Genomic DNA, 20,147 nt, shown 5'->3' on the forward strand with positions numbered 1-20,147 from the left:
GAAGTGGTGGTATTGAAACAAACACATACACTGCGAGATACAAGTGTAATTAAATTATGATATAACTATGGTCTTGTTTTCTAATAGTAAAATGAATCGGGCAGAATAAAGGATTATTTATGACGTTACTCCAGAAAAAGACCCTATGCACGGCTGCCGTATTGAGTTGTTTAGCCCTTACAGCTTGTAGTGGCGGCGGAAGCACATCAGCAGAAACAAATACAGATAACACCGGCTCAATTGGTACCGGTGGCTCTGGAACCGGCTCTGGCAATAACTCCTCTACAGAATGGGTCGCTGGGGATTTTACTCCCTATACACAGCTTGCTAATCAATGCAGTGCCGATCAAACGGGCTCAGCCATGACAGAAAAACTGTGGCTACGCTCATGGAGTGACGATACCTATTTATGGTATTCAGAAATATTGGATCAAGATCCCGCGCCCTACACTGTTGCAGAATATTTTTCAGTGTTGATGACGCAGGAACTAACAGCGTCGGGCAAACCAAAAGATAATCCAAATTTTCACTACTCAATCCCAACCGACATATGGGAACAACAAAGCCAGTCAGGCGCCTCTTTTGGGTATGGTTTCGAAATAGTCATTCAACCAGCAAGTAATCAACAAGAGCGAAAAGTCAGTGTCGCTTACTCTGAGCCAAACACACCGGCAAGTAGTGCCAATATCCAACGTGGCGCAGTCATTGTTGCTATTGATGGCGTCAATGTTGCCAGCGCCAACAGCGACAGTGAATTAGCGGTACTTACTAATGGTCTGTTTCCTAATCAATCAGGCCAGCAAGCCGAGTTTTTGGTACGTGATTTAGGCTCAGTCAACAACCGCACAATAACGCTTACGGCGCAAACCGTGGTTTCCACCCCAGTACAACAGACCCAAGTTATCGATACCGCGACAGGGAAAGTGGGTTACGTGCTATTTAACTCTCATATCGCACCAGCTGAGCGTGGTCTGTATGATGCTATAAGCACCTTAAGTCAAGCTGGGATTGATGATCTAGTCCTTGATTTACGCTATAACGGCGGCGGTTTGTTAGCCATGGCAAGTCAACTGAGCTATATGATTGCTGGTGAGCAAGCCACCATAGACCGTATTTTTGAGCGCACCAGCTTTAACGATAAATACCCCAATACCAACCCAGTCACCGGTGAGCCATTAACGAGTATGCCGTTTATCACTGAGAGTATCGGCTTTAATACCGGGCTATTGTCAGCAGGCTTAAATTTGCCCGTATTAGATTTACCACGAGTTTTCGTGCTCACCAGTAACGGCACTTGTTCTGCCAGTGAAGCAATAATGAACGGTTTGCGCGGCATCGACATTGAAGTCATTCAAATTGGCGCGACCACCTGTGGTAAACCCTATGGTTTTTATCCGACGCCTAATTGCGGCACCACCTATTTCACCATTCAATTTCAAGGTGAAAACAACAAAGGCTTTGGTGAATACTCAGATGGGTTTGCAGCGGTTAGCAACCCAACTTTACCAAGCGAACTACCTGGGTGTGATGTTGCCGATGATTTAACCCATGACTTTGGTGACACCAATGAAGGTATGCTCAGTGCCGCTCTTTATTATCGTGATAATGGCCAGTGTCCAATCAGCATAGCAAGTAGTGCACCTCAACTAAGCAACACGGTACAATCTATTGATACATCGTTGAAAATTGAAGATACTCGCCAACAGAACTTCTGGAAGAGCAACCGTATCGTCAACAATATGGGAAGCCAGTAGATGAAGAGCATAACGCGATGGTGCGTGTTGGGTCTGTCCGCGGTAATTGTTGGATGCTCGGTGTCAGCTACGCCACTGACCGACAAAGCTGAACCCGCACTGCGCACAGACAACAGCGCTGAGGGCACCGAAGAAATGAAACAAGCCATTGCGCAGTTACTGGCGCTCAAGCAAGTGAACCTTAGCAAACAGGCGTTTGCCCAGCAAAGCAGTATCACCATTGAACGCACTGCTCACAAGGTCAATGGCCAACTGATTATGGGGCGTAACTATGAGATGCCGCAGCAGGTTAACTTGCTAACAGAGGGCGGTCGTTGTTATGTGTCACACCCCAAAAGCCAGCAAAGCCAACAGTTATTTAAGGTGCACTGTCAGCCTCAGTAACTCCCTTTGAGGGAGTTAATGAATTGAAGTACAAAAAAGCCGTATCACCATACGGCTTTTTCTTTTTAGGGTTAATCAAATAATAATAGCCTGCAAGCTAACTATTCTTGCTCGTTGGCTTTTCTCATCAGATCCGCTTCAACAATTTTTAGCGCGGCAAGCGCGGTGTTAGGTGCAATGTCATGAGTTTCAAACAAGTAGATTAAATCCACAGCCAGTTTGACTTCATCACTGGCGGACGCTAAAGCGTCAGATTCAGGGTGAGACATAATATTAAATCAAGTTGATAGGCTATTGGTATATAGTGGAGCGATTGTGTCAATTAGGCAAGCCTTAGCACTGTTATGCAAGCGGGTAGTAATTACGGTGTTTCTGTTGCTAATTTAAATCCCTTGTCTTGTAAGTAATCTCTAATTTTTACCGCTTGCTCACAGTTCATATTTAACCAAACGCCAACGGTGAGTTCCCTTAAAAATGTGGTAGAGAACTGATAATTCGCAGCATCAATTTGGGTTTCGCTAAAAAACTGCTCACCCGAATATTTATCACCAAATGCATAATCAACCCGCCCTTTAGTTAACAACAGCATGCCTTGATTGATTGTCTCAGTATCAAATAATTCAACTTGTGCTTCTTGCAGCAATTTACCTATCCCTTCGCGAGATAACGCCCGTAAATAAGCAACTTGCTTGCCTTTTAGCTCACTCAATTGCCGCCAAGAAAACTCCCCCGGCTGCCGCTTACGATAAAGCCCAAGTTGAATGGGCTCCTCTGATAAACTCATGAGTATTTCAGTTGTGGTAATTTGCGGCGCCGGATAAAAGCTCGCACACCAATTGAGGCTTTTAATAGTTTGATGCGCCCTTGCGGGAGGCAAAAATATGGCCTGTACTTGTACGCCACTGTCCTTTAAGGCTTGACGTAATAACTTAAACGCCACGCCGTATTCAGGAGGATTTTGTTGCTCGGTAAAGTAGGGGTAATCAACAGCAATAACCTCTAGCGGCTGAGCGTTCAATTTTGAACAAAAAACAACAAACATAACCCCAATAATCATCCTTAACACAATCACTCCTTGTTTAGCTTTGCCGTTAACTGCAACAACCCCACCTAACACAACACTGTTTAAAATATAGCAGCTACTAAGCTAATACCGCCTAAAAGATAAAATCAGCTACCTTGACCAATTTTAAAGCAGATAAGCTGACTTTTACTTTTGCATCACCCTTGGCACGGATATACTGATAACAACGCATCAATCAACATTGAGAACAGTATGGACAATAGCCCAGAGGCAAAAACCCAAAAGCTAGACTTCTCTGCAATTAACAGTACGACAGCCAAATCTTTCAACGCGCAAAAGAACCTGATTAAGCGTTTATTTAAAGGTAACACCGTGCTGTGCGAAATCTGTAAGCAGCCTTTGCACTTGGTTGTGCCAACTGAAAAAGCCCAAACCGGCTTATATGGCGTATTTTGCAAAAAGAAGTGCACCGATATCCATTTGGAAATGGAAGTTATTTAACATCCAGACTCGCTAAGGAGTGGTAATGAACGCTGCAATTATAGGCTCGACAGGCCTGGTTGGGCAGGCACTGTTAAAGGCTTTATTAGCCAGCGGTCAATATCAACGTATCTGGCTTGTGGGTCGTCGCTCTCCCGAGATAAGCGACAGTGGCGACACCACCGTTACCGTGAGTCAATGTGAGCTCAATGACATTGGTGAACTCAGCCCACCGTTTCACATAGACCACTGTTACAGCAGCTTAGGCACAACCCTAAAACAGGCTGGCAGTCAGGCTCAATTTATCGCAGTAGACAAAACCGCAGTGCTGGCGTTCGTGCAACTTTGTAAAGCTAAGGTCAATTTGGTTATAACCGCATTGGGTGCTAACCCAGACAGCCGCGTGTTTTACAATCGAATAAAAGGTGAAACCGAACAAGCACTCGCGAGTTACTGCCGACAACATCAATGTAAATTAGTGCTATTTCAGCCAAGCTTACTGCTAGGCGCACGCCCACACAGTCGCAAACTTGAAGACCTTGGCCAAACCATCATGCCCCATCTACGCGCCGTCATGGTTGGTAAGCTGCGTCAATATCAGCCTATTGAAGCCGATATCGTCGCCAAATCTATGTTGCTTCATAGTCAATTATTGCTCAATAAGCCCATTAGCACCGTTAGTAATCTTGATATGCTCGCGCTACGCGGATCATAGGGCGAAGCGATTGAGTATAAAGTTAAGTCATCGCCTTAATACCATTGCAAGCCTCATAGGCCCTCAACCCGCACAGATATGGGACTGTTGTTGCGACCATGGATTGTTAGGAGCAGAGCTGTTAAATCATGGTCATCAAGTGCATTTTGTTGATGTGGTACCAGAAATTATGCAGGCACTTGAAGGCAAATTGCAGCGTTTCTTCCCGCACGTGAACGGCCAAGCTCCTAACTGGTTTGTACATTGCGCAGATGTTGCCCGGTTACCACTCATCCAGCACCCCACTCAGTTACCCATTGTTGTGATTATTGCCGGCATAGGTGGCGAGCTAATGTGCGAGTTATTACAAGCCTTGCAACCAATTATCCACCAGCGTCACACGCCACTTTCGCTGATTCTCTGCCCTGTCAATCATGCTTATTTAGTCCGCCAGCAAGTTCGCTCTATGCCGCTGTTAGTCACTGATGAACTATTAGTCGAAGAGAACCGACGCTTTTATGAAATCATGCAACTCAATACCCATCATGGCAAGCCAATCACCGCCACTGGCGATAGTATTTGGCAAGCACAGCCAGCAAACACATCTGACACCACAACGGTAACGACAAGCACGGCAAAGCGTTACCAACAAAAGCTACTAGATCATTATCAGCGCCGTCTCATTGGCGCTGAAAAAACAGCTGATCAGAACGCGATTAAACACTTAAATAAAGTGATCGCGGCCTACCAAGGCCTTAACCTCAGCCGCTAAAGCCGATCAAGAGACTTAGCGGCAGACAAACAGTACTTACCCCCTCGCCCTTGCCAAGTTTTTTTAGCTATGTATAGTAGCGCTACTTTTGTCTTTCTCGCTCCACCTCCACGCTATGCAACTATTACATACTCATGTTCACCCCGAACTCAGCGCGCCTTTTGGGCGAAAGTTTTACCGCCCAGCAAGTCGCGGTATTATTATCAATGGTGAAGACATTCTGCTGCTGTATACCGCACGCTACGATGATTACAGCCTACCGGGTGGTGGCGTTGATGCTAATGAGCACATTGAAAACGGATTAATCCGTGAGCTTGAAGAAGAAACTGGCGCCCGCAATATTCGTATCCTCTCTGAGTTTGGTCGATATCGTGAAATGCGCCCATGGCACAAAGATGATTATGACTGCGTAGATATGGAGTCATTCTGCTATGTTTGCCAAATTGATCCACAATTGGCTGAAACTCGACTCGAGTCCCATGAAATTAGTAATGGCATGCGACCCGTTTGGATTAACATCCATCAGGCCATTGCCCACAACGTCAACACCATGGCCGCAAGCCCAAAAAAAGGCCTATCGATTATTCGAGAGACCTTTTTACTGCGCCAAATTGTTGCTGAGTTAATCGACTAAGTCACTCAACTCAGCAGTGATGATATTAAAAATTAACAAAGAAGTTGATGATCATCGCATTGACAATATCAATGAAGAAACCACACACCAAGGGCACAATAATGAACGCTCGGTGAGCGGCACCATATTGCTGTGATACCGCGGTCATATTAACGATTGCGGTTGCCGTCGACCCTAATGTCACGCCGCCAAAACCTGAGCAGATCACCGCCGCTTCATAATCCTTACCCATAGCTTTAAATACAATAAAAATGGTAAACATGATAGAGAGCAACACTTGCAGCACCATTACCACTGAGATATACAGTAAGCTGCCTTCAAGCTCCCAAATTTTCAGTCCCATTAATGCCATGGTTAAGAACATCCCTAGGCAAATATCCTGAATAAGTGTTAAACCACGGCCAGCCTCTTCAAGATAAGTACTATGGATTTTACCGCGGCGAGCCAGAATAAAGCGCCCTACATTACCAATGATAATCCCCGCTAATAGGCAGGCAACAAATAGTGGCAGTTTTAATCCCGCTTCCGCTAGCCCGAGGTCGATGAAATAGCCCACAATCAAAGTGACGTTAAGCCATAACCAAGCGCGCAATACGCCAAAATAGTCAACCGACAGACTTTGGCTTGCACCATGGCTAGAACCGATATCCAAGTCACTATCATGGCTAGCGGTGAGTTTGTGACGTTTCATCAAATAGGCGGCAATTGGGCCACCAATGATACAGGCAGAGATTAAACCTAAGGTATTGGACGCGATACCTAGCTCCGCGGCATTGGTGATCCCTAACTCTTCAACAAAAGTTGGTGTCCAAGCCATAGCGGTACCAACCCCACCAATGAGCGATATCGAACCAGACATTAACCCCGCTTTAGGATCGAGGCCAAACAAACTCGCTACACTTACACCGAGCACGTTTTGCACAAAAATAAAGCTACTTGAGAGCAGCAATAAAATCAGCAATGGCTTACCCCCTTTTAGCAAGGTGGCTATATCCGCTTTTAAACCGATACCGGCAAAGAAATACAACAGCAAAATATCACGCACTTCCAAGTCAAATTCAACCTGTAGATCAAATCCGTAATATAAAATGCCGACAATTGCGGCACAGGCAAAACCACCCACCACGGGCTCGGGAATACTGTACTTACGTAACAGCTCATAACGACCAATAATGTTTTTACCGACGAATAGCGCAATAATGGCTAAAGTGAAAGAAACAAAATCTTTGATCTCAACAACTTGGGGTTCCATGTAGTTAATTCCTATCCTAACAGGGCTCTAGTTTACAAAATGTTCACAAAATAACAAATACTTGGCTAAACATATCTGCTGATATTATTGAATCGTAACGAGTTAAACCTGAACCTCAGTTTGACACAGGTATCAAATTTGCCATTGCGCATACTTGCTCATTCACTATTGCGACCAGACTCACAAACTGCCAAAACCACAGGTTAATATTCACCAACCCATGCAAAAACCAATCACCATAAGCTGTAAAAATGTAACTGCAACGCTAACACCCTCCCGCCAATCTGTTACCGAATTCAACCACAAAGGTTAAATATCAATTAAATACAAATGGTTGGACTTGCTCATTGGCAAACAATCGCGGAGTATTTTTTGTCCTACAAAAGGATACGCACTAAGGAAGGTTGATATCACAATAAATAGAAAGGTAACGGTTATGTTCAAAACGCTCTCAGGTCGGATTTTTATCGGCCTTTTCGCCGGATTATTGCTTGGTACACTAATCCAATATGGGTTCACTGGCAGTGAATTCGCCAATGGTACTCTGGTTGACGTGGCTTCGGGCGCAGGTAGCATGTTCGTGCAGTTGATTATGATGCTGGTGGTTCCGCTGGTATTTTTCTCTATTGTGACTGGCATTGTCGAATTACAAGATCTGAAATCATTTGGACGTCTTGGTAGCAAAACCTTTGCGCTATACCTTATCAATACCATTGTGGCGATTGTTGTTTCTATTGGTCTAGCCCTATGGATCGCACCTGGCGCAGGTATGCAGCTTAGCGGCGATCAAAATGCTAGCCTAACCTCCACGGCACTACCTAATTTTATTGAGATGATTGTCAATATCATCCCAAGCAATCCAGTGCGCGCATTCACTGAAGGCAATATGCTTCAAATCATCTTCATGGCGCTGCTAACCGGCGGTATCATCAAGGCCTTAGGCGATGAAGTAAAACCAGCAGTTGCCTTTTTCCAATACGGCAACAAGATCATGCTCAAAATGATCACCGTGGTAATGCAGATAGCCCCTATCGGTGTCTTTGCATTAATGGTCAAACTGGGCGCGACATTCGATCCTTCAGCTTTCCTCAGTGTACTAAGTTACATCGCAGTCATTGTTGGCCTATTGGCATTTTGGGCACTAATTGTTTATCCATTTGTGGTCAGCCTCACCACCAATATCAGTGCTGCAGATTTTCGCCGTAAAACCCGTGAACAGTTCCTGTTTTCACTTTCAACTGCCAGCTCAAACGCCACAATTCCAGTGACGATGCGCACCTTAACCGAAAAGCTCGGTGTGAAACGTTCTGTGGCTGGTTTTGGTGTTCCTATGGGCGCCACCATGAACATGAGTGGTGCCGCTATCTATATCACTGTGGCAGCGTTTTTTGTCGGTAACGCTTTTGGTACGCCAATTACCATGGAGCAAATCCCAGTCCTTGCCTTTAGCGTGTTCTTGCTCTCTATTGGAGCCGGCGGCGTACCTGGTGGCGGTATTGTTATGATAGGGGTACTTATCCACCAGATGGGCCTACCTGTTGAAGCCATCGCTTTGGTTGCAGCCCTAGACAGAATCATTGATATGTTCTGTACTAGTACCAACGTAGTGGGTGATAGTGCAGTGGTAACCATTGTTGACCACACCGAGCAGCACGAATCACAATCAGTAAGCTTGGCAGGTAAAGCGGCCTAATCGGTCAGTTTTTCCCCCGCCTTAAAAATCCCGTCAATATTGGCGGGATTTTTGTTTTGCGCGCAACGACTTAGTGATTTGCTTATCGCCACCAATTTAGCAACCCCATGTAAATACTCACGATTACCACCAATGTTCATGGATACAAAAAAGGGACTACCCAAGCTGTTAATAACGTGTTAACGTAAAAATGTAAGCGGTTACATTTTATTTTCAGTAACACAATCGAACAGGACTCGGACATGGAAAATCCACATTCGCTGCAACCTATCTCATTTAAAGAGAAGGCCGGTTATGCATTAGGCGATATGGCGTCAAATTTCTATTGGCGTGTGTTTGATCTGTTCCTATTTATTTTTTATACCGATGTATTTGGGCTCTCACCTGCTGCCGTCGGCACCATGATGTTAGTCACGCGCATCATCGATGCTGTGTCAGATCCTTTTATGGGCGCGTTAGCAGATAGAACTCAAACCCGATGGGGCAAGTTCCGCCCTTATCTCATCTGGGGCATTTTGCCCATTACCGCCGCCGGAGTGCTGACCTTCACCGTACCGGATGTCTCTGAGCCGGGTAAATTAGTTTGGGCCTACGCCACTTATATTTTCATGATGTTGGCGTACACCTTTATCAACGTGCCATACGGCGCTCTAATGGGCGTTATCACCGGCAATAGTCAGCAGCGTACCACGCTGACAAGCTTTCGCTTTATAGGTGCCTTCTCTGGCGGCACTTTAGTAGCATACTTAACTCCAGAGTTGGTTGATCTTTTTGGCAGCAAGGATGAAGCTTTAGGCTGGCAGCTCACTATGATGTTTTATGGTGTGCTTGCCAGCTGCCTTTTTGCGCTAAGCTTTTTTGCCACTAAAGAGCGGATTGCTCCAAGTCCGAAACAATCAAGTTCTGTCCGCCAAGATTTACGGGATTTAAGCCAAAACAAACCCTGGTTAGTCCTGTTTAGCCTCGCACTCATCATTATGCTTACCATCTCTTTGCGAGGCAGTAGCGGCACTTTTTATTTCAAATACTATGTTGAACGCAGCGATTTAATTGGCGCCTTTTCTATGGCATATATGCTCTCTCTAGCAGCTGGCGCAGCAATTACGCCACTGCTAACTCGCTACATAGACAAAAAACAGTTACTCATGGGCTTAATGCTTATGGTGACCGTGCTCTCCGCACTGTTTTACTGGGTGCCTGCTGACCAAATAGCGCTGATGTTCGCATTACAAATTGGCATTGGCTTGTGCTTAGGGCCGAAATCGCCCTTGGTCTTTTCCATGTATGCCGACAGTGCAGATTACAGCCAATGGCGCACAGGGCGCAGAGCCACGGCCATGATTTTCTCAGCGGCCTCATTTTCGCAAAAGCTCGGTGGGGCACTGGCTGGCGGAATTATTGGTTGGATGCTCGCCACAATGGGCTATGTGGCCAATACCGAACAAACCAGTAGTTCACAGCAAGGTATCGTATTACTGATGACACTGCTGCCGGCACTATTTGCCCTGATATCTGTGTTTATTATTCGCTTGTACCCACTCAACAACAGCACCATGGGCACCATACAAAGCGAACTGTTTACCGAGCAAAATAAGGTTTAACTATGTCTACCGCTCTGCCCTACCTGCTAAAAGAGGACCATATTGCATTAAATAGCCCATTGCGTCTGCCTAACGCCAGTCACTTTTTGTGGAATAAGCAGATGATGCTGCACATCAACTGCCGTGGCTTTGCCACTGGCCAATTTATGCAGCCGGAGCCTGCGAAGTACTCTCATGGACCCGCTCTGGCTGCAACCACTTTCATGCAACCGGAACATCACTACTACGCTAACCATCCGGGCCGCTTTTTTTACCTTAAAGACGAACAAAACCAAGCAATCTATTCACTGCCGTTTGAACCCATGCGCAAGCAAGCGGATAAGTTTGAATTCAGGGTCTATAGCCATCAAGTGGTTTGGACGATTGAAGTGATGGATATCAGCATTGAAATCTGCGTGACATTAGCCAGTCAAGATGCGGCAGAGCTGTGGCAAATTAGCTTAACAAATTTAAGCGATAACACGCGGCAGTTAAGCCTTTACCCCTATTTCAGTATTGGTTATATGTCGTGGATGAATCAAGGCGCGGACTTTGACCCGGCTCTGGATGCCATCATCGCCACCAGCGTAACGCCCTATCAAAAAGTCGAGCAATACTACCAACAAAATCAATTTAAAGACTGCACTGCACTGATCGCCAATACCAGTCCCGATAGCTGGACCACCCACACAAATAGCTTTGAGGGTTTAGGTGGGCTGAATAATCCCGATGCGCTGCAACAGTCAGCTTTAGCCAATAAACCGAGCTGTTACGAGCCCCCCATTGCCGCTATGCAATATCGATTACAGCTCGATACTGGCACAACACGCCAGTATCAATTTGTTTTTGCGCCCGCCAAAGATAAGCAAGAGATTGCTGAGCTTAAAGCCAATTATCTGCAGCCAGAGAGCTTTGACGATAACCAGCGCAATTATCAGCAGTATTTACACCGCGGGCAAGGTAAGTTACAGATTAAAACCGCCGATGAGCAAATCAACCAAATCATTAATCAATGGTTACCTAGGCAGGTATTTTACCACGGTGATGTCAACCGGTTGAGTACCGATCCGCAAACCCGCAATTACCTGCAAGATGCACTGGGCATGTGCTTTATTGATGCCAGCATTAGCCGCCAAGTGTTTATTACCGCTTTATCGCAGCAAAACAGTAATGGCGCCATGCCAGACGGCATACTGCTGCATGAAAATGCGAGCCTGAAATACATCAACCAGGTGCCACATACCGATCACAATGTTTGGCTACCTATCTGCTTACGTGCCTATTTAAATGAAACCGCTGACTACGCCCTGCTTGAGCAAAATTTGCCGTTTGCTGACAGTGACCAGCAAGCCAGCGTGCTGCAGCATATTGAACTTGCCCTCGATTACCTGCTTAAGCGCCGTGATGAGCGCGGCCTAAGCTATATCGAACAAGGTGATTGGTGCGATCCGATGAATATGGTGGGCCACAAAGGTCAAGGCGTATCAACCTGGTTGAGCTTAGCTAGCGCCTACGCCTTACAGCAATGGGCGAGCATCTGTGATGATTTAGCGCTTGAAACCAAATCCACATACTACCGCAACCAGGCCAGCATAATTAACCAAGCGGTCAATCAACACTGTTGGGATGGCGATTGGTACAACCGAGGCTTTACCGATGCCGGGCGTTCATTTGGCTGCGCCGCTGATGAGCAAGGTGAGATTTTCCTCAACCCCCAAAGCTGGGCGCTGCTTGCAGCCACCCCCAACGCTACGCAACAACAAAAGATGCTTGACGCTATCGAGCATAAGCTACACACGCCGTTTGGCGCCATGATGCTGGCCCCCAGTTTTACTCATATGCATGAAGACATTGGCCGGGTGACACAGAAGTATCCAGGTACCGCTGAAAATGGTTCAGTTTACAATCATGCGGGCGCTTTTTATGCCTACAGCTTATGCCAAGTAGGCCAGTATCAACTGGCATTCGAGCAGTTGATGTTAATGTTCCCAAATCTGACTGATGCAGAAGTGCGTGACCAACTGCCTAACTTTATTCCAAACTATTACCGTGGCGCATTTCATCAAATACCCAGCCATGCTGGACGATCAAGTCAGCTATTTAACACTGGTACTGTGGCTTGGGTATACCGCTGTTTAATTGAAGAGATCATTGGTCTTAAAGGTCATAAAGGTGAGCTTATTGTTGCGCCGCACTTACCCAAGCAGTGGCAATACGTGCAACTGAAACGCACTTTCGCTGACGCGACCTTTGATGTCACCATCAAGCAAGCCCAAGTCGATGACTATCAAATTCTATTAGATGGCATCCCCGTCAAGCAGCGTATTAACAATATTGTCGCCAATCAGCATTATCAATTACAGGTGATCCAGCCGATAACAAACACCAACACGCCACTCCAGCAGCAACCGGTAAGTGTCACACATGAACTCAGTTAACATGCAAGCGGACAACTCAGCGCGATTGATTATTGTCATGGGGATCTCTGGCTGCGGTAAAAGCGCTTTGGCACAGGCCATTGCCGAGCATTTACCCGCAACTTATATCGAAGCAGATGACCACCATAGCCCAGCCGCAAAACAGAAGATGGCCGCTGGTAGCCCGTTAACAGAGCAAGATAGAGCACCTTGGATAGCACGATTACTTGCAGTGGTGGCACAGCAGTTACAGCAAGGCAACCACTGTGTACTGGCCTATTCTGGGTTAAAAGCCCATCACCGTGCCCAGTTTCTGTCCTTGAGTGATAATAGCTGTTTTATTCACCTTGATATCGACGTCAATGAAATAAAACGGCGACTTTCAGCGAGGGAGAATCACTTTTTCAACCCCAGCTTACTCGACTCACAACTGCAAGCCCTTGAGCCCGCAGGTCCCTATGAGCAACTGCACTGCATTAGCCAAAGCCTGCCACCACAGCAACTGTTAGCCAAAGCGATGGAGATATTGCATGCCAATGATAAAACAGCACACTAAGCACGCTGACTGCAGCGCTAATATGACCGTTGCTCGTTTGGTGTTTGTGTTGCTCGCGCTGCTGGGGTGCAATTCAACGTTAGCTAACTATCAGGCTCCTTATACTGCTAGCGCCCCGAGTATCGACGGTAAAATCGATGCAAAACTCTGGGATAAAGCCCCATGGCTTGCCATCGATAAACCTATTATTGGGCCTTTGCCTGCGGCCAATGACTTTAGCGGAAAAATGCGCGCCATTTGGGACGAGCAGCACCTGTATTTGCAGGTGTTGATTACTGATGACGTTATTTTTGACCAATACGCTGATCCACTACATCGATACTGGGATGATGATTGCTTAGAGTTATTTATCGACGAAGATAATAGCGGTGGTCTGCACCAGTATAATTTCAATGCCTTTGCCTATCATGTTGCCATTGACAATCAGGTGGTCGACTTTGGTCCAGCAAGCCAGATAGAGTCATCAAGCAGCAAACCAACTGGCGGGCCAATGCTGCTCAATCATCACCTGGACAGCCAATGGCAACGCAGCGCTGTAGCGCCACACCAAATCGTGTGGGAATTAGCGGTAAAGGTTTATTCAGACCAATATCAAGTGGAGGATACGCGCAGCCAACAACATGCACGCGTGACACTCAGTGCGGATAAAGTGATGGGCTTTATGCTGGCTTATTGTGATAACGACGGCAGTGAATCACGCGAGCACTTTGTGGGTACCCACGATATTACCCCGCAAAACGGTGACAAAAACTTGGGCTACATTACCGCCGATGTGTTCGGCAAACTCACCTTGGTAAAATAGCTCCTATACCCGCTAGGTAATATTAGCGGGCTAATTGACGAGCTATGCAGGCCGATGATGTTTGGTAATAAAGCGATCAAGCTGATTACCAAAAGCTTGTTTTTCAGCGGAGCCTATGGCTGCAGGTCCACCAGTTTGCACCCCACTGGCACGCATAGTGTCCATAAAATCACGCATGTTCAAAATCGATTTAATATTGTGCTCAGTATACAGCTCACCCCGTGGGTTGAGGGCAAAGCCCCCTTTATCAATGACTTCAGACGCCAATGGAATATCTGCGGTGATCACTAAATCGCCAGCCTGCAAGCGCTGTACAATTTCATCATCTGCCACATCAAATCCTGATGATACTGTCACCATACTAATGAAGGGCGAAGGCGGTGTCCGTAAAGCATGATTGGCCACTAGCGTCACCTGCACTTTGGCTCGGTCTGCTGCGCGAAACAAAATCTCTTTAATCACCCCAGGGCAGGCATCGGCATCAACCCAAATTTTCATTATCGCCTCTCAAACTATCATCGTTATACACACCCGCAGCTCCAGTCATGCCGCGTGATTTAATACCCACGGCTGAAACCAATCAGTCTAAGAAGTTGCTCGACTCTGCTTGAATGGTTTGACTCGTAATAGGATACGATTTTATGGGCCGCTTTGCTGGCGCGACTATAGCATAGATGAGCTATCGCTGCGGCATAAATGACTATATGCGTTAGGGTAAATATGCTAGTTTCACTGACTTAGATACATCGCAAGGACTCACTATGTTTGACCAACACTGCCTAGGCTTTTTACGCCAGTTGGAACAAAATAATAACCGCGAATGGTTTAAAGCAAATCAAACCCAATACGAAGCCCAAGTGCGCAGCCCAGCACTGCAGTTCATTGAAAATATGTCACCGCATATTGCTCAACTATCACCTAGATTAAATGCAGTCGCTAAAAAAGTCGGCGGCAGCTTAATGCGGCCGCAGCGCGACGCCCGCTTTAGCAAAGACAAAACCCCCTATAAAATCAATGTCGGTATTCAATTTCGTCATTTCCAAGGCAAAGATGTGCATGCCCCAGGCTTGTATCTGCACATTGCCAACGAGGGCTGTTTTATCGGCGCCGGCATTTGGCACCCAGATAGTAAGGCCCTCAATCAGATCCGTAGCTGCATTGATGAAAACCCACGCGCATACACTAAAGCGCTGGATGCGGTCGCCGCGGGCGGCTTTGACATGCAAGGCGATAGCCTCATTCGTCCACCGAAGGGCTTTGATAAGCACCACCCACTCATTGATGAGTTAAAGCGTAAAGACTTTATCGCTATCAAACCTTTTGCTGCAGAGCAGCTTTGCCAAGCCAATTTTGAGTCTTGGTGCGCAGAACAGTTCGCCCATAACCAAGCACTGATGCGCTATTTGTGCTTTGCTCTGGATCTGGATTACTAAACCACGCTCATTAAAAATGACCGCGGCCCTCAATTTAATTAAGGGCCGCTGCAGATGGCAACAGATAGCAGATCAACTAATATTTGATTTGGCACTGATAAATTAGCGGTTATTTGCACGATGTCGCGATAACATCACACTACTAGGGGATAATTAGCACAATATTCGAGCAAAAACGGAAAGTTAACGCTAAATAACGTACACTAAAGTCACTATACGCGAATGAAAGCTGTTCTAAATGAGGATTGATGACTTCTAATAAAGATAAGTACAGTATCGACAACACCGACTATACCGTCGGCCAAGACAACATCCAAAAATGGGGCTTTGATGTCCACAACCCGGTATTTGGGATCAGCGCCTCACTCATAGGCCTATTCTTACTCGCCATTTTGCTGGTTGATCCAGCGACCTCCAAAGCCGCTCTTGACGGTATCAAATGGAAAATTATCGGCTCATTTGACCAATTGTTCATGTGGTCTGCCAATATCTTTGTGCTGTTTTGCTTGGCGATGATTGTTTCGCCATTTGGCAAAGTCCGCTTAGGCGGCAGTGATGCCAAGGCCGATTATTCAATGCTGTCATGGATTGCCATGTTATTTGCCGCCGGCATGGGCATCGGCCTAATGTTTTGGGGTGTGGCAGAGCCTGCGGCCTATTTTACCGGCTGGTATGAAACCCCACTTAATGTCGAGCCCAACACGCCAGAAGCCGCCAAATTGGCCCTTGGCGCAACGATGTTCCATTGGGGTCTACACCCTTGGGCAATTTATGGTGTGGTGTCGTTGTCATTGGCATTTTTTGCCTATAACAAAGGCCTACCTTTATCGATGCGCTCGGTGTTCTATCCGATTTTAGGCGATCGCACTTGGGGCTGGCCGGGACATGTCATCGATATTCTAGCGGTATTGGCAACCCTATTTGGTCTGGCGACCTCACTTGGCTTAGGCGCACAGCAAGCAGCCAGTGGTTTCCATCATGTATTTGGCTTTGATAATGGCCTAATGCTGCAGATCGGTATCATCTTTATCGTTACCCTGGTGGCCGTTATTTCGGTCATGCGTGGTATTGACGGCGGTGTTAAGCTCATCAGTAACATTAATATGTTGCTGGCGCTAGCACTAGTGGTATTTGTCGCGCTGGTATCTTTTGCTGTGGCAATGGGCACGATTCCAACCACCGTCATGGGCTACATTGAGAACATTATCCCCTTGAGTAACCCTGTCGGCCGTGAAGATGAAGCTTGGATGCATGGCTGGACTGTATTCTATTGGGCTTGGTGGATTTCATGGTCACCATTTGTCGGCATGTTTATCGCCCGTATTTCTCGTGGCCGTACCATCCGTGAATTTATGGTGGCGGTACTGATAGTACCCACCCTAGTGACTATCTTATGGATGTCGGTATTTGGTGGAGTTGCCATTGATCAAATTGCCAATAAAGTCGGTACATTAGGTGAGAAAGGCTTAACGGAAGTGCCGTTAGCCATGTTCCAAATGTTTGATGCCTTGCCTATGGGGAGCATCTTGTCCTTACTGGCGGTGGTTTTGGTATTGGTGTTCTTTGTTACCTCATCGGACTCAGGTTCACTGGTGATTGATAGCATTACCTCTGGTGGTAAAGTCGATGCGCCCGTTCCGCAGCGAGTGTTCTGGGCATTTATCGAAGGTGCTATTGCTGCCGGTTTAGTGTGGGTAGGTGGCACGCAAGCCATTGAAGCCTTGCAAGCTGGCGCAATTTCAACGGCATTGCCATTTACGGTTATCTTATTGGTCATGTGCTTGAGTTTAATACTGGGGCTGCGTACCGAGCGGCGTTAACCCATCAACAGCATCAGCTAATACTAAAAAGCCAAGCGTAATGCTTGGCTTTTCTTACCCTTTTCCGCCCTTTTCCCTAAGAACTCGCTGACCTTTTTTGCTAATTTTTTCCTATTTAGCCATAAAGCATGCGTGTACTAAGCGCTATTAGCCCGCTCACAGCCACAGCTTTTTAATTGGCGTGTCGCCATCAAAGTGATAATGGATCTGCGCTTGCAAAAGCTCAGCGGTAGCAATGGCGTCAGTCAGTGCATCATGTGGCGGGTACGTCGGCAGGTGATAACGGCTGCGGGTATTCGCTAAACGGATGGATAGCGGTCGGTTGGGCTTAAACCACTCAATAAAACGTTTTTTTCTTGTCCGCAAAACATCGGCTTCAATCTGCATGGTATCGACAATAGGAAACACAATCCCTTCATTAATCATTCCGCGCAGAGCGGAGTCGAAAAAGTCCCGCTCAATACGCCGATAATGTACCACCACCACTTTGCCAGCAAGTTCATCTAGCAATTGCTCCAATATACGTGGCAGCGCTGGGGCGCCCTTCAAATCTGAGTGGGTAATGCCATGGATAATAATTGAATTTTCCTGCAGCTTATCTTCAGGGGTAATAAACCAATGCTTGGCTTGGCGACAAGCAATGCGTTGCAAAGTAAACGGCACTAGACCAATACTGATAATGCTGTTTTGGTTTGCATCCAGTCCGGTTGTTTCAAAGTCTAGCGCAACAAACTCGACTTGTTTGAGCGGTGTTTCACTGTGATAGGTGCCGGCTTGGTAGAAATGCTTCAGGCGGCTATCTTTGCTTTGCTGCTCTTTAACCTGTAAAAAAGCCTGCCAGTTCAGGATCTCTTGGTTAGTGAAGTTCTCCATTACTTAGCCTGCTGCATACTATTTGCGCTATAACGAAACTTCAGGAAGTTCTGGGCGCTACTGAGCACTAAAAACGCATCTTTAAGGTTGCGGCGCTCAAAGTCAGACATATTCTCCGGCTCAATATTATTATCAGGCTCTTGTTCAGCCTCAATGTCGAGCGCTTGATGGCGAATACGCACTAGCGAGATAAACTCCATCGCATGCTGTAGGTCTTTACCTTTTGATGGCGGCAGAATACCAGCTTCAATAATATCTTCTAAGCGATCGAAAGAGTTTTGTGACTGAGAGCCTATGGCTAAGGCATGTACGCGGATCAGATCAGCAAGGGGCGCTGTGCCGCGACGCTTTAGGTTAATGGAGTTATTATGCCGGCCATCTTTTTCCATCACGAAATCTTTGAAAAAGCCCAATGGCGGTGTACGGTTAAGCGCGTTCCTGGCTAAGCAAGCAAGGAAACGATTGTTTTTCTTCGCTTTACGTAAAATAAACGCATTAAGCTGCTCTGCCCACTTAGGCCGACCGTAAACCCCATAAAGGTCAAAAAAGATTGAGCAGTTGAGTAAAGCCTTGGGATTGGGATTATCAATCCAATCGGCAAAGCAATCCTCCCACTGACTTTGGGTTTTGCGGTATTCAGGGTTAGTTGCCATGATGTCGCCGCTGCAATAGGTATAACCACAGGCTGCGAGCCCATCACAAACAAAGGTGGCTAACTGGGCAAAATATTCACCATGTAACAGCGGCTGATATTCATTGTCGAGAATAATGGCATTATCTTGATCGGTCACAATCAGTTGCTCATCACGGGCCATAGAACCCAACGCAAGAAAGCAATAGGGCACCGGTGGCGGGCCTAGTTTTTCTTCCGCAAGCTCCAGCAAACGTTGCTTAAAGCTGCGGCCAATCTCAGACATGGCACGGCCGACCATATGCGAATTTGCATCTTCATTAATCATCCGCACGAAACAGTCTTTCAATTGCCCTGATAGTACCACCAAGTCGTCGACACTATTTTGCTGGAAAATACTGCTCACAATCAGCAAGCTGTTTTGCGACTCATAACGGATAATATCGGTCACTTCAATCAGACCTATGGGCTGACGATTTTTTAAAATTGGCAGGTGATGCACGTTATAGCGCAGCATCAGTAGCATTGCCTCAAAGATATAGGCGTTGTGATCTAACGATATCAACTCCGTCGACATCACCTCATCCACTTGAGTTTCAACATCGAGTCCATCGGCAATCACCTTAGCGCATAAATCACGCACGGTAATAATGCCTACAAAACTAGCGCCACCATCGTCAGGTAAACTCGGATCGCAAATTATCGCCGCCGACACATTCTCCTCTGACATCACCCGTGCCACCTCTTTTACCGAGGTCGTCATAGGTAAGAACACTGGCGCACTGCTAAGAATGGTTTTTACTTTGGAAGTGGTTAATGAGTTGGCATCGTCACTATTGTCTTCAACCGCCTGTTGTAGCCGGACACTACCTTCTACCTCAACAAAATCAGCAAAGGCATCGAAACGTTCGCAAAAGTCATCAAAAATGTTCTGTGGAATACAATACAGCAAGGTATCTTTTAAGGCCTTGGCGGGAAAACGTACCTTGTTATTAGTCAGTAATCCCATCTGCCCGAATAAGCCGCCCTGGTCTAAACGGTTATACAAATCACCATTACGGCGATACACCTCTACCACGCCGCTGCGGATCATATAGAGATCTTGAATCTTATCTTCAAACTCAACAATCATGGAGTCAGCACGGTAATAAGATATTTCAACACTTTGCGACGCCTCAACTAAAGCCGGCTCAGGCAATTGGTCAAAAGGCGGGTATTGGCGAAGAAAGTTTTGAATTTCAAGTAACTCGACTTGCATGATGCGCTCAATAGGCTGATATCCATTTGTACTTTGAGTATATGGTATCTACCGCGTGGTTGCAGCTAACCGTGTTAGAGTTTGCCAATA

19 protein-coding genes are annotated in these 20,147 nt (G+C 46.4%); 13 read left to right on the forward strand and 6 right to left on the reverse strand.

The annotated features are described in order from the left end of the window. The first annotated feature begins 119 nt into the window (after window positions 1–119). Complete coding sequence (locus FLM48_RS14985; RefSeq protein WP_179025185.1) at window positions 120–1,754, forward strand: S41 family peptidase; 1,635 nt, start codon at window positions 120–122, stop codon at window positions 1,752–1,754. After that, entirely contained in the window at window positions 1,755–2,138 is a 384-nt protein-coding gene (locus tag FLM48_RS14990) for a hypothetical protein (protein ID WP_179025186.1), read from the forward strand. Between the two features lie 101 nt (window positions 2,139–2,239). Here the strand turns inward: FLM48_RS14990 and FLM48_RS14995 are convergent, their stop codons facing one another. Further along, the gene (locus FLM48_RS14995) at window positions 2,240–2,407 is read right to left on the reverse strand and encodes a DUF2496 domain-containing protein (RefSeq protein WP_179025187.1); all 168 of its coding nucleotides are present in this window, start codon (window positions 2,405–2,407) and stop codon (window positions 2,240–2,242) included. Window positions 2,408–2,499: 92 nt separating this feature from the next. Then, window positions 2,500–3,204 (reverse strand): hypothetical protein, encoded by a 705-nt coding sequence (locus FLM48_RS15000; protein ID WP_179025188.1) that lies wholly within the window; start codon window positions 3,202–3,204, stop codon window positions 2,500–2,502. Between the two features lie 210 nt (window positions 3,205–3,414). On the opposite strand from FLM48_RS15000, the gene FLM48_RS15005 reads away from it, so the two are divergent. The 4 genes from FLM48_RS15005 to FLM48_RS15020 all read left to right on the forward strand — a co-directional run bounded on the left by FLM48_RS15005 (window position 3,415) and on the right by FLM48_RS15020 (window position 5,742). Next, complete coding sequence (locus tag FLM48_RS15005) at window positions 3,415–3,663, forward strand: hypothetical protein (RefSeq protein WP_179025189.1); 249 nt, start codon at window positions 3,415–3,417, stop codon at window positions 3,661–3,663. 25 nt (window positions 3,664–3,688) lie between these two features. Then, window positions 3,689–4,357, forward strand: a complete 669-nt coding sequence (locus FLM48_RS15010; protein WP_179025190.1) for an NAD-dependent epimerase/dehydratase family protein — start codon at window positions 3,689–3,691, stop codon at window positions 4,355–4,357. Window positions 4,358–4,367: 10 nt separating this feature from the next. Then, window positions 4,368–5,108, forward strand: a complete 741-nt coding sequence (locus FLM48_RS15015; protein WP_179025191.1) for a tRNA (adenine(22)-N(1))-methyltransferase TrmK — start codon at window positions 4,368–4,370, stop codon at window positions 5,106–5,108. 115 nt (window positions 5,109–5,223) lie between these two features. Next, window positions 5,224–5,742 carry an NUDIX hydrolase gene (locus FLM48_RS15020; RefSeq protein WP_179025192.1) on the forward strand — a complete coding sequence of 173 codons (519 nt, stop codon included), beginning with the start codon at window positions 5,224–5,226 and terminating at the stop codon, window positions 5,740–5,742. A gap of 25 nt (window positions 5,743–5,767) precedes the next feature. Here the strand turns inward: FLM48_RS15020 and gltS are convergent, their stop codons facing one another. After that, window positions 5,768–6,994, reverse strand: coding sequence for a sodium/glutamate symporter (gltS, locus tag FLM48_RS15025; protein WP_179025193.1), 1,227 nt, complete (start codon window positions 6,992–6,994; stop codon window positions 5,768–5,770). A gap of 436 nt (window positions 6,995–7,430) precedes the next feature. Here gltS and FLM48_RS15030 point away from each other — a divergent pair, with 436 nt between their 5' ends. The 5 genes from FLM48_RS15030 to FLM48_RS15050 all read left to right on the forward strand — a co-directional run bounded on the left by FLM48_RS15030 (window position 7,431) and on the right by FLM48_RS15050 (window position 14,042). Beyond that, window positions 7,431–8,687 (forward strand): dicarboxylate/amino acid:cation symporter, encoded by a 1,257-nt coding sequence (locus FLM48_RS15030; protein WP_037471579.1) that lies wholly within the window; start codon window positions 7,431–7,433, stop codon window positions 8,685–8,687. Window positions 8,688–8,929: 242 nt separating this feature from the next. Continuing rightward, window positions 8,930–10,288, forward strand: a complete 1,359-nt coding sequence (locus tag FLM48_RS15035; protein ID WP_028774620.1) for an MFS transporter — start codon at window positions 8,930–8,932, stop codon at window positions 10,286–10,288. A gap of 2 nt (window positions 10,289–10,290) precedes the next feature. After that, window positions 10,291–12,705, forward strand: a complete 2,415-nt coding sequence (locus FLM48_RS15040) for a GH36-type glycosyl hydrolase domain-containing protein (RefSeq protein ID WP_179025194.1) — start codon at window positions 10,291–10,293, stop codon at window positions 12,703–12,705. Further along, entirely contained in the window at window positions 12,692–13,240 is a 549-nt protein-coding gene (locus FLM48_RS15045) for a gluconokinase (protein WP_179025195.1), read from the forward strand. The genes FLM48_RS15040 and FLM48_RS15045 overlap by 14 nt, the downstream gene beginning before the upstream one ends. Continuing rightward, window positions 13,215–14,042 carry a CBM9 family sugar-binding protein gene (locus FLM48_RS15050; RefSeq protein WP_256870948.1) on the forward strand — a complete coding sequence of 276 codons (828 nt, stop codon included), beginning with the start codon at window positions 13,215–13,217 and terminating at the stop codon, window positions 14,040–14,042. Before FLM48_RS15045 ends, FLM48_RS15050 begins: the two co-directional genes overlap by 26 nt. 42 nt (window positions 14,043–14,084) lie before the next feature. On the opposite strand, the gene FLM48_RS15055 is transcribed toward FLM48_RS15050, so the two are convergent. Next, the gene (locus tag FLM48_RS15055; protein WP_028774622.1) at window positions 14,085–14,540 is read right to left on the reverse strand and encodes a YaiI/YqxD family protein; all 456 of its coding nucleotides are present in this window, start codon (window positions 14,538–14,540) and stop codon (window positions 14,085–14,087) included. A gap of 263 nt (window positions 14,541–14,803) precedes the next feature. Between FLM48_RS15055 and FLM48_RS15060 the strand changes: the two genes are divergently transcribed. Together FLM48_RS15060 and FLM48_RS15065 are read left to right on the forward strand one after the other, a co-directional pair. Next, the gene (locus FLM48_RS15060) at window positions 14,804–15,475 is read left to right on the forward strand and encodes a DUF2461 domain-containing protein (RefSeq protein ID WP_179025196.1); all 672 of its coding nucleotides are present in this window, start codon (window positions 14,804–14,806) and stop codon (window positions 15,473–15,475) included. Between the two features lie 248 nt (window positions 15,476–15,723). Continuing rightward, the gene (locus tag FLM48_RS15065) at window positions 15,724–17,295 is read left to right on the forward strand and encodes a BCCT family transporter (RefSeq protein ID WP_179025197.1); all 1,572 of its coding nucleotides are present in this window, start codon (window positions 15,724–15,726) and stop codon (window positions 17,293–17,295) included. Between the two features lie 156 nt (window positions 17,296–17,451). Here the strand turns inward: FLM48_RS15065 and FLM48_RS15070 are convergent, their stop codons facing one another. Both FLM48_RS15070 and FLM48_RS15075 read right to left on the reverse strand, forming a co-directional pair. Further along, complete coding sequence (locus tag FLM48_RS15070; RefSeq protein WP_179025198.1) at window positions 17,452–18,168, reverse strand: 3'-5' exonuclease; 717 nt, start codon at window positions 18,166–18,168, stop codon at window positions 17,452–17,454. Beyond that, window positions 18,168–20,057: a DUF294 nucleotidyltransferase-like domain-containing protein gene (locus FLM48_RS15075; RefSeq protein WP_179025199.1), complete on the reverse strand. Its 1,890-nt coding sequence runs from the start codon at window positions 20,055–20,057 to the stop codon at window positions 18,168–18,170. Before FLM48_RS15075 ends, FLM48_RS15070 begins: the two co-directional genes overlap by 1 nt. Between the last annotated feature and the right edge of the window lie 90 nt (window positions 20,058–20,147).

It is taken from the genome of Shewanella sp. Scap07 (genome assembly GCF_013394145.1).
Classification (GTDB): domain Bacteria; phylum Pseudomonadota; class Gammaproteobacteria; order Enterobacterales; family Shewanellaceae; genus Shewanella; species Shewanella waksmanii.

Excerpts from the sequence above, each read along its gene's own strand:
- FLM48_RS15065 (WP_179025197.1), top strand. The coding sequence starts at position 15,724 with ATGACTTCTAATAAAGATAAGTACAGTATCGACAACACCGACTATACC.
- FLM48_RS15010 (WP_179025190.1), top strand. The coding sequence starts at position 3,689 with ATGAACGCTGCAATTATAGGCTCGACAGGCCTGGTTGGGCAGGCACTG.
- FLM48_RS15055 (WP_028774622.1), bottom strand. The coding sequence starts at position 14,540 with ATGAAAATTTGGGTTGATGCCGATGCCTGCCCTGGGGTGATTAAAGAG.
- FLM48_RS15040 (WP_179025194.1), top strand. The coding sequence starts at position 10,291 with ATGTCTACCGCTCTGCCCTACCTGCTAAAAGAGGACCATATTGCATTA.
- gltS (WP_179025193.1), bottom strand. The coding sequence starts at position 6,994 with ATGGAACCCCAAGTTGTTGAGATCAAAGATTTTGTTTCTTTCACTTTA.
- FLM48_RS14990 (WP_179025186.1), top strand. The coding sequence starts at position 1,755 with ATGAAGAGCATAACGCGATGGTGCGTGTTGGGTCTGTCCGCGGTAATT.
- FLM48_RS15030 (WP_037471579.1), top strand. The coding sequence starts at position 7,431 with ATGTTCAAAACGCTCTCAGGTCGGATTTTTATCGGCCTTTTCGCCGGA.
- FLM48_RS15070 (WP_179025198.1), bottom strand. The coding sequence starts at position 18,168 with ATGGAGAACTTCACTAACCAAGAGATCCTGAACTGGCAGGCTTTTTTA.
- FLM48_RS15035 (WP_028774620.1), top strand. The coding sequence starts at position 8,930 with ATGGAAAATCCACATTCGCTGCAACCTATCTCATTTAAAGAGAAGGCC.
- FLM48_RS15075 (WP_179025199.1), bottom strand. The coding sequence starts at position 20,057 with ATGCAAGTCGAGTTACTTGAAATTCAAAACTTTCTTCGCCAATACCCG.
- FLM48_RS15020 (WP_179025192.1), top strand. The coding sequence starts at position 5,224 with ATGCAACTATTACATACTCATGTTCACCCCGAACTCAGCGCGCCTTTT.
- FLM48_RS15005 (WP_179025189.1), top strand. The coding sequence starts at position 3,415 with ATGGACAATAGCCCAGAGGCAAAAACCCAAAAGCTAGACTTCTCTGCA.
- FLM48_RS15045 (WP_179025195.1), top strand. The coding sequence starts at position 12,692 with ATGAACTCAGTTAACATGCAAGCGGACAACTCAGCGCGATTGATTATT.
- FLM48_RS14995 (WP_179025187.1), bottom strand. The coding sequence starts at position 2,407 with ATGTCTCACCCTGAATCTGACGCTTTAGCGTCCGCCAGTGATGAAGTC.
- FLM48_RS14985 (WP_179025185.1), top strand. The coding sequence starts at position 120 with ATGACGTTACTCCAGAAAAAGACCCTATGCACGGCTGCCGTATTGAGT.
- FLM48_RS15050 (WP_256870948.1), top strand. The coding sequence starts at position 13,215 with ATGCCAATGATAAAACAGCACACTAAGCACGCTGACTGCAGCGCTAAT.
- FLM48_RS15060 (WP_179025196.1), top strand. The coding sequence starts at position 14,804 with ATGTTTGACCAACACTGCCTAGGCTTTTTACGCCAGTTGGAACAAAAT.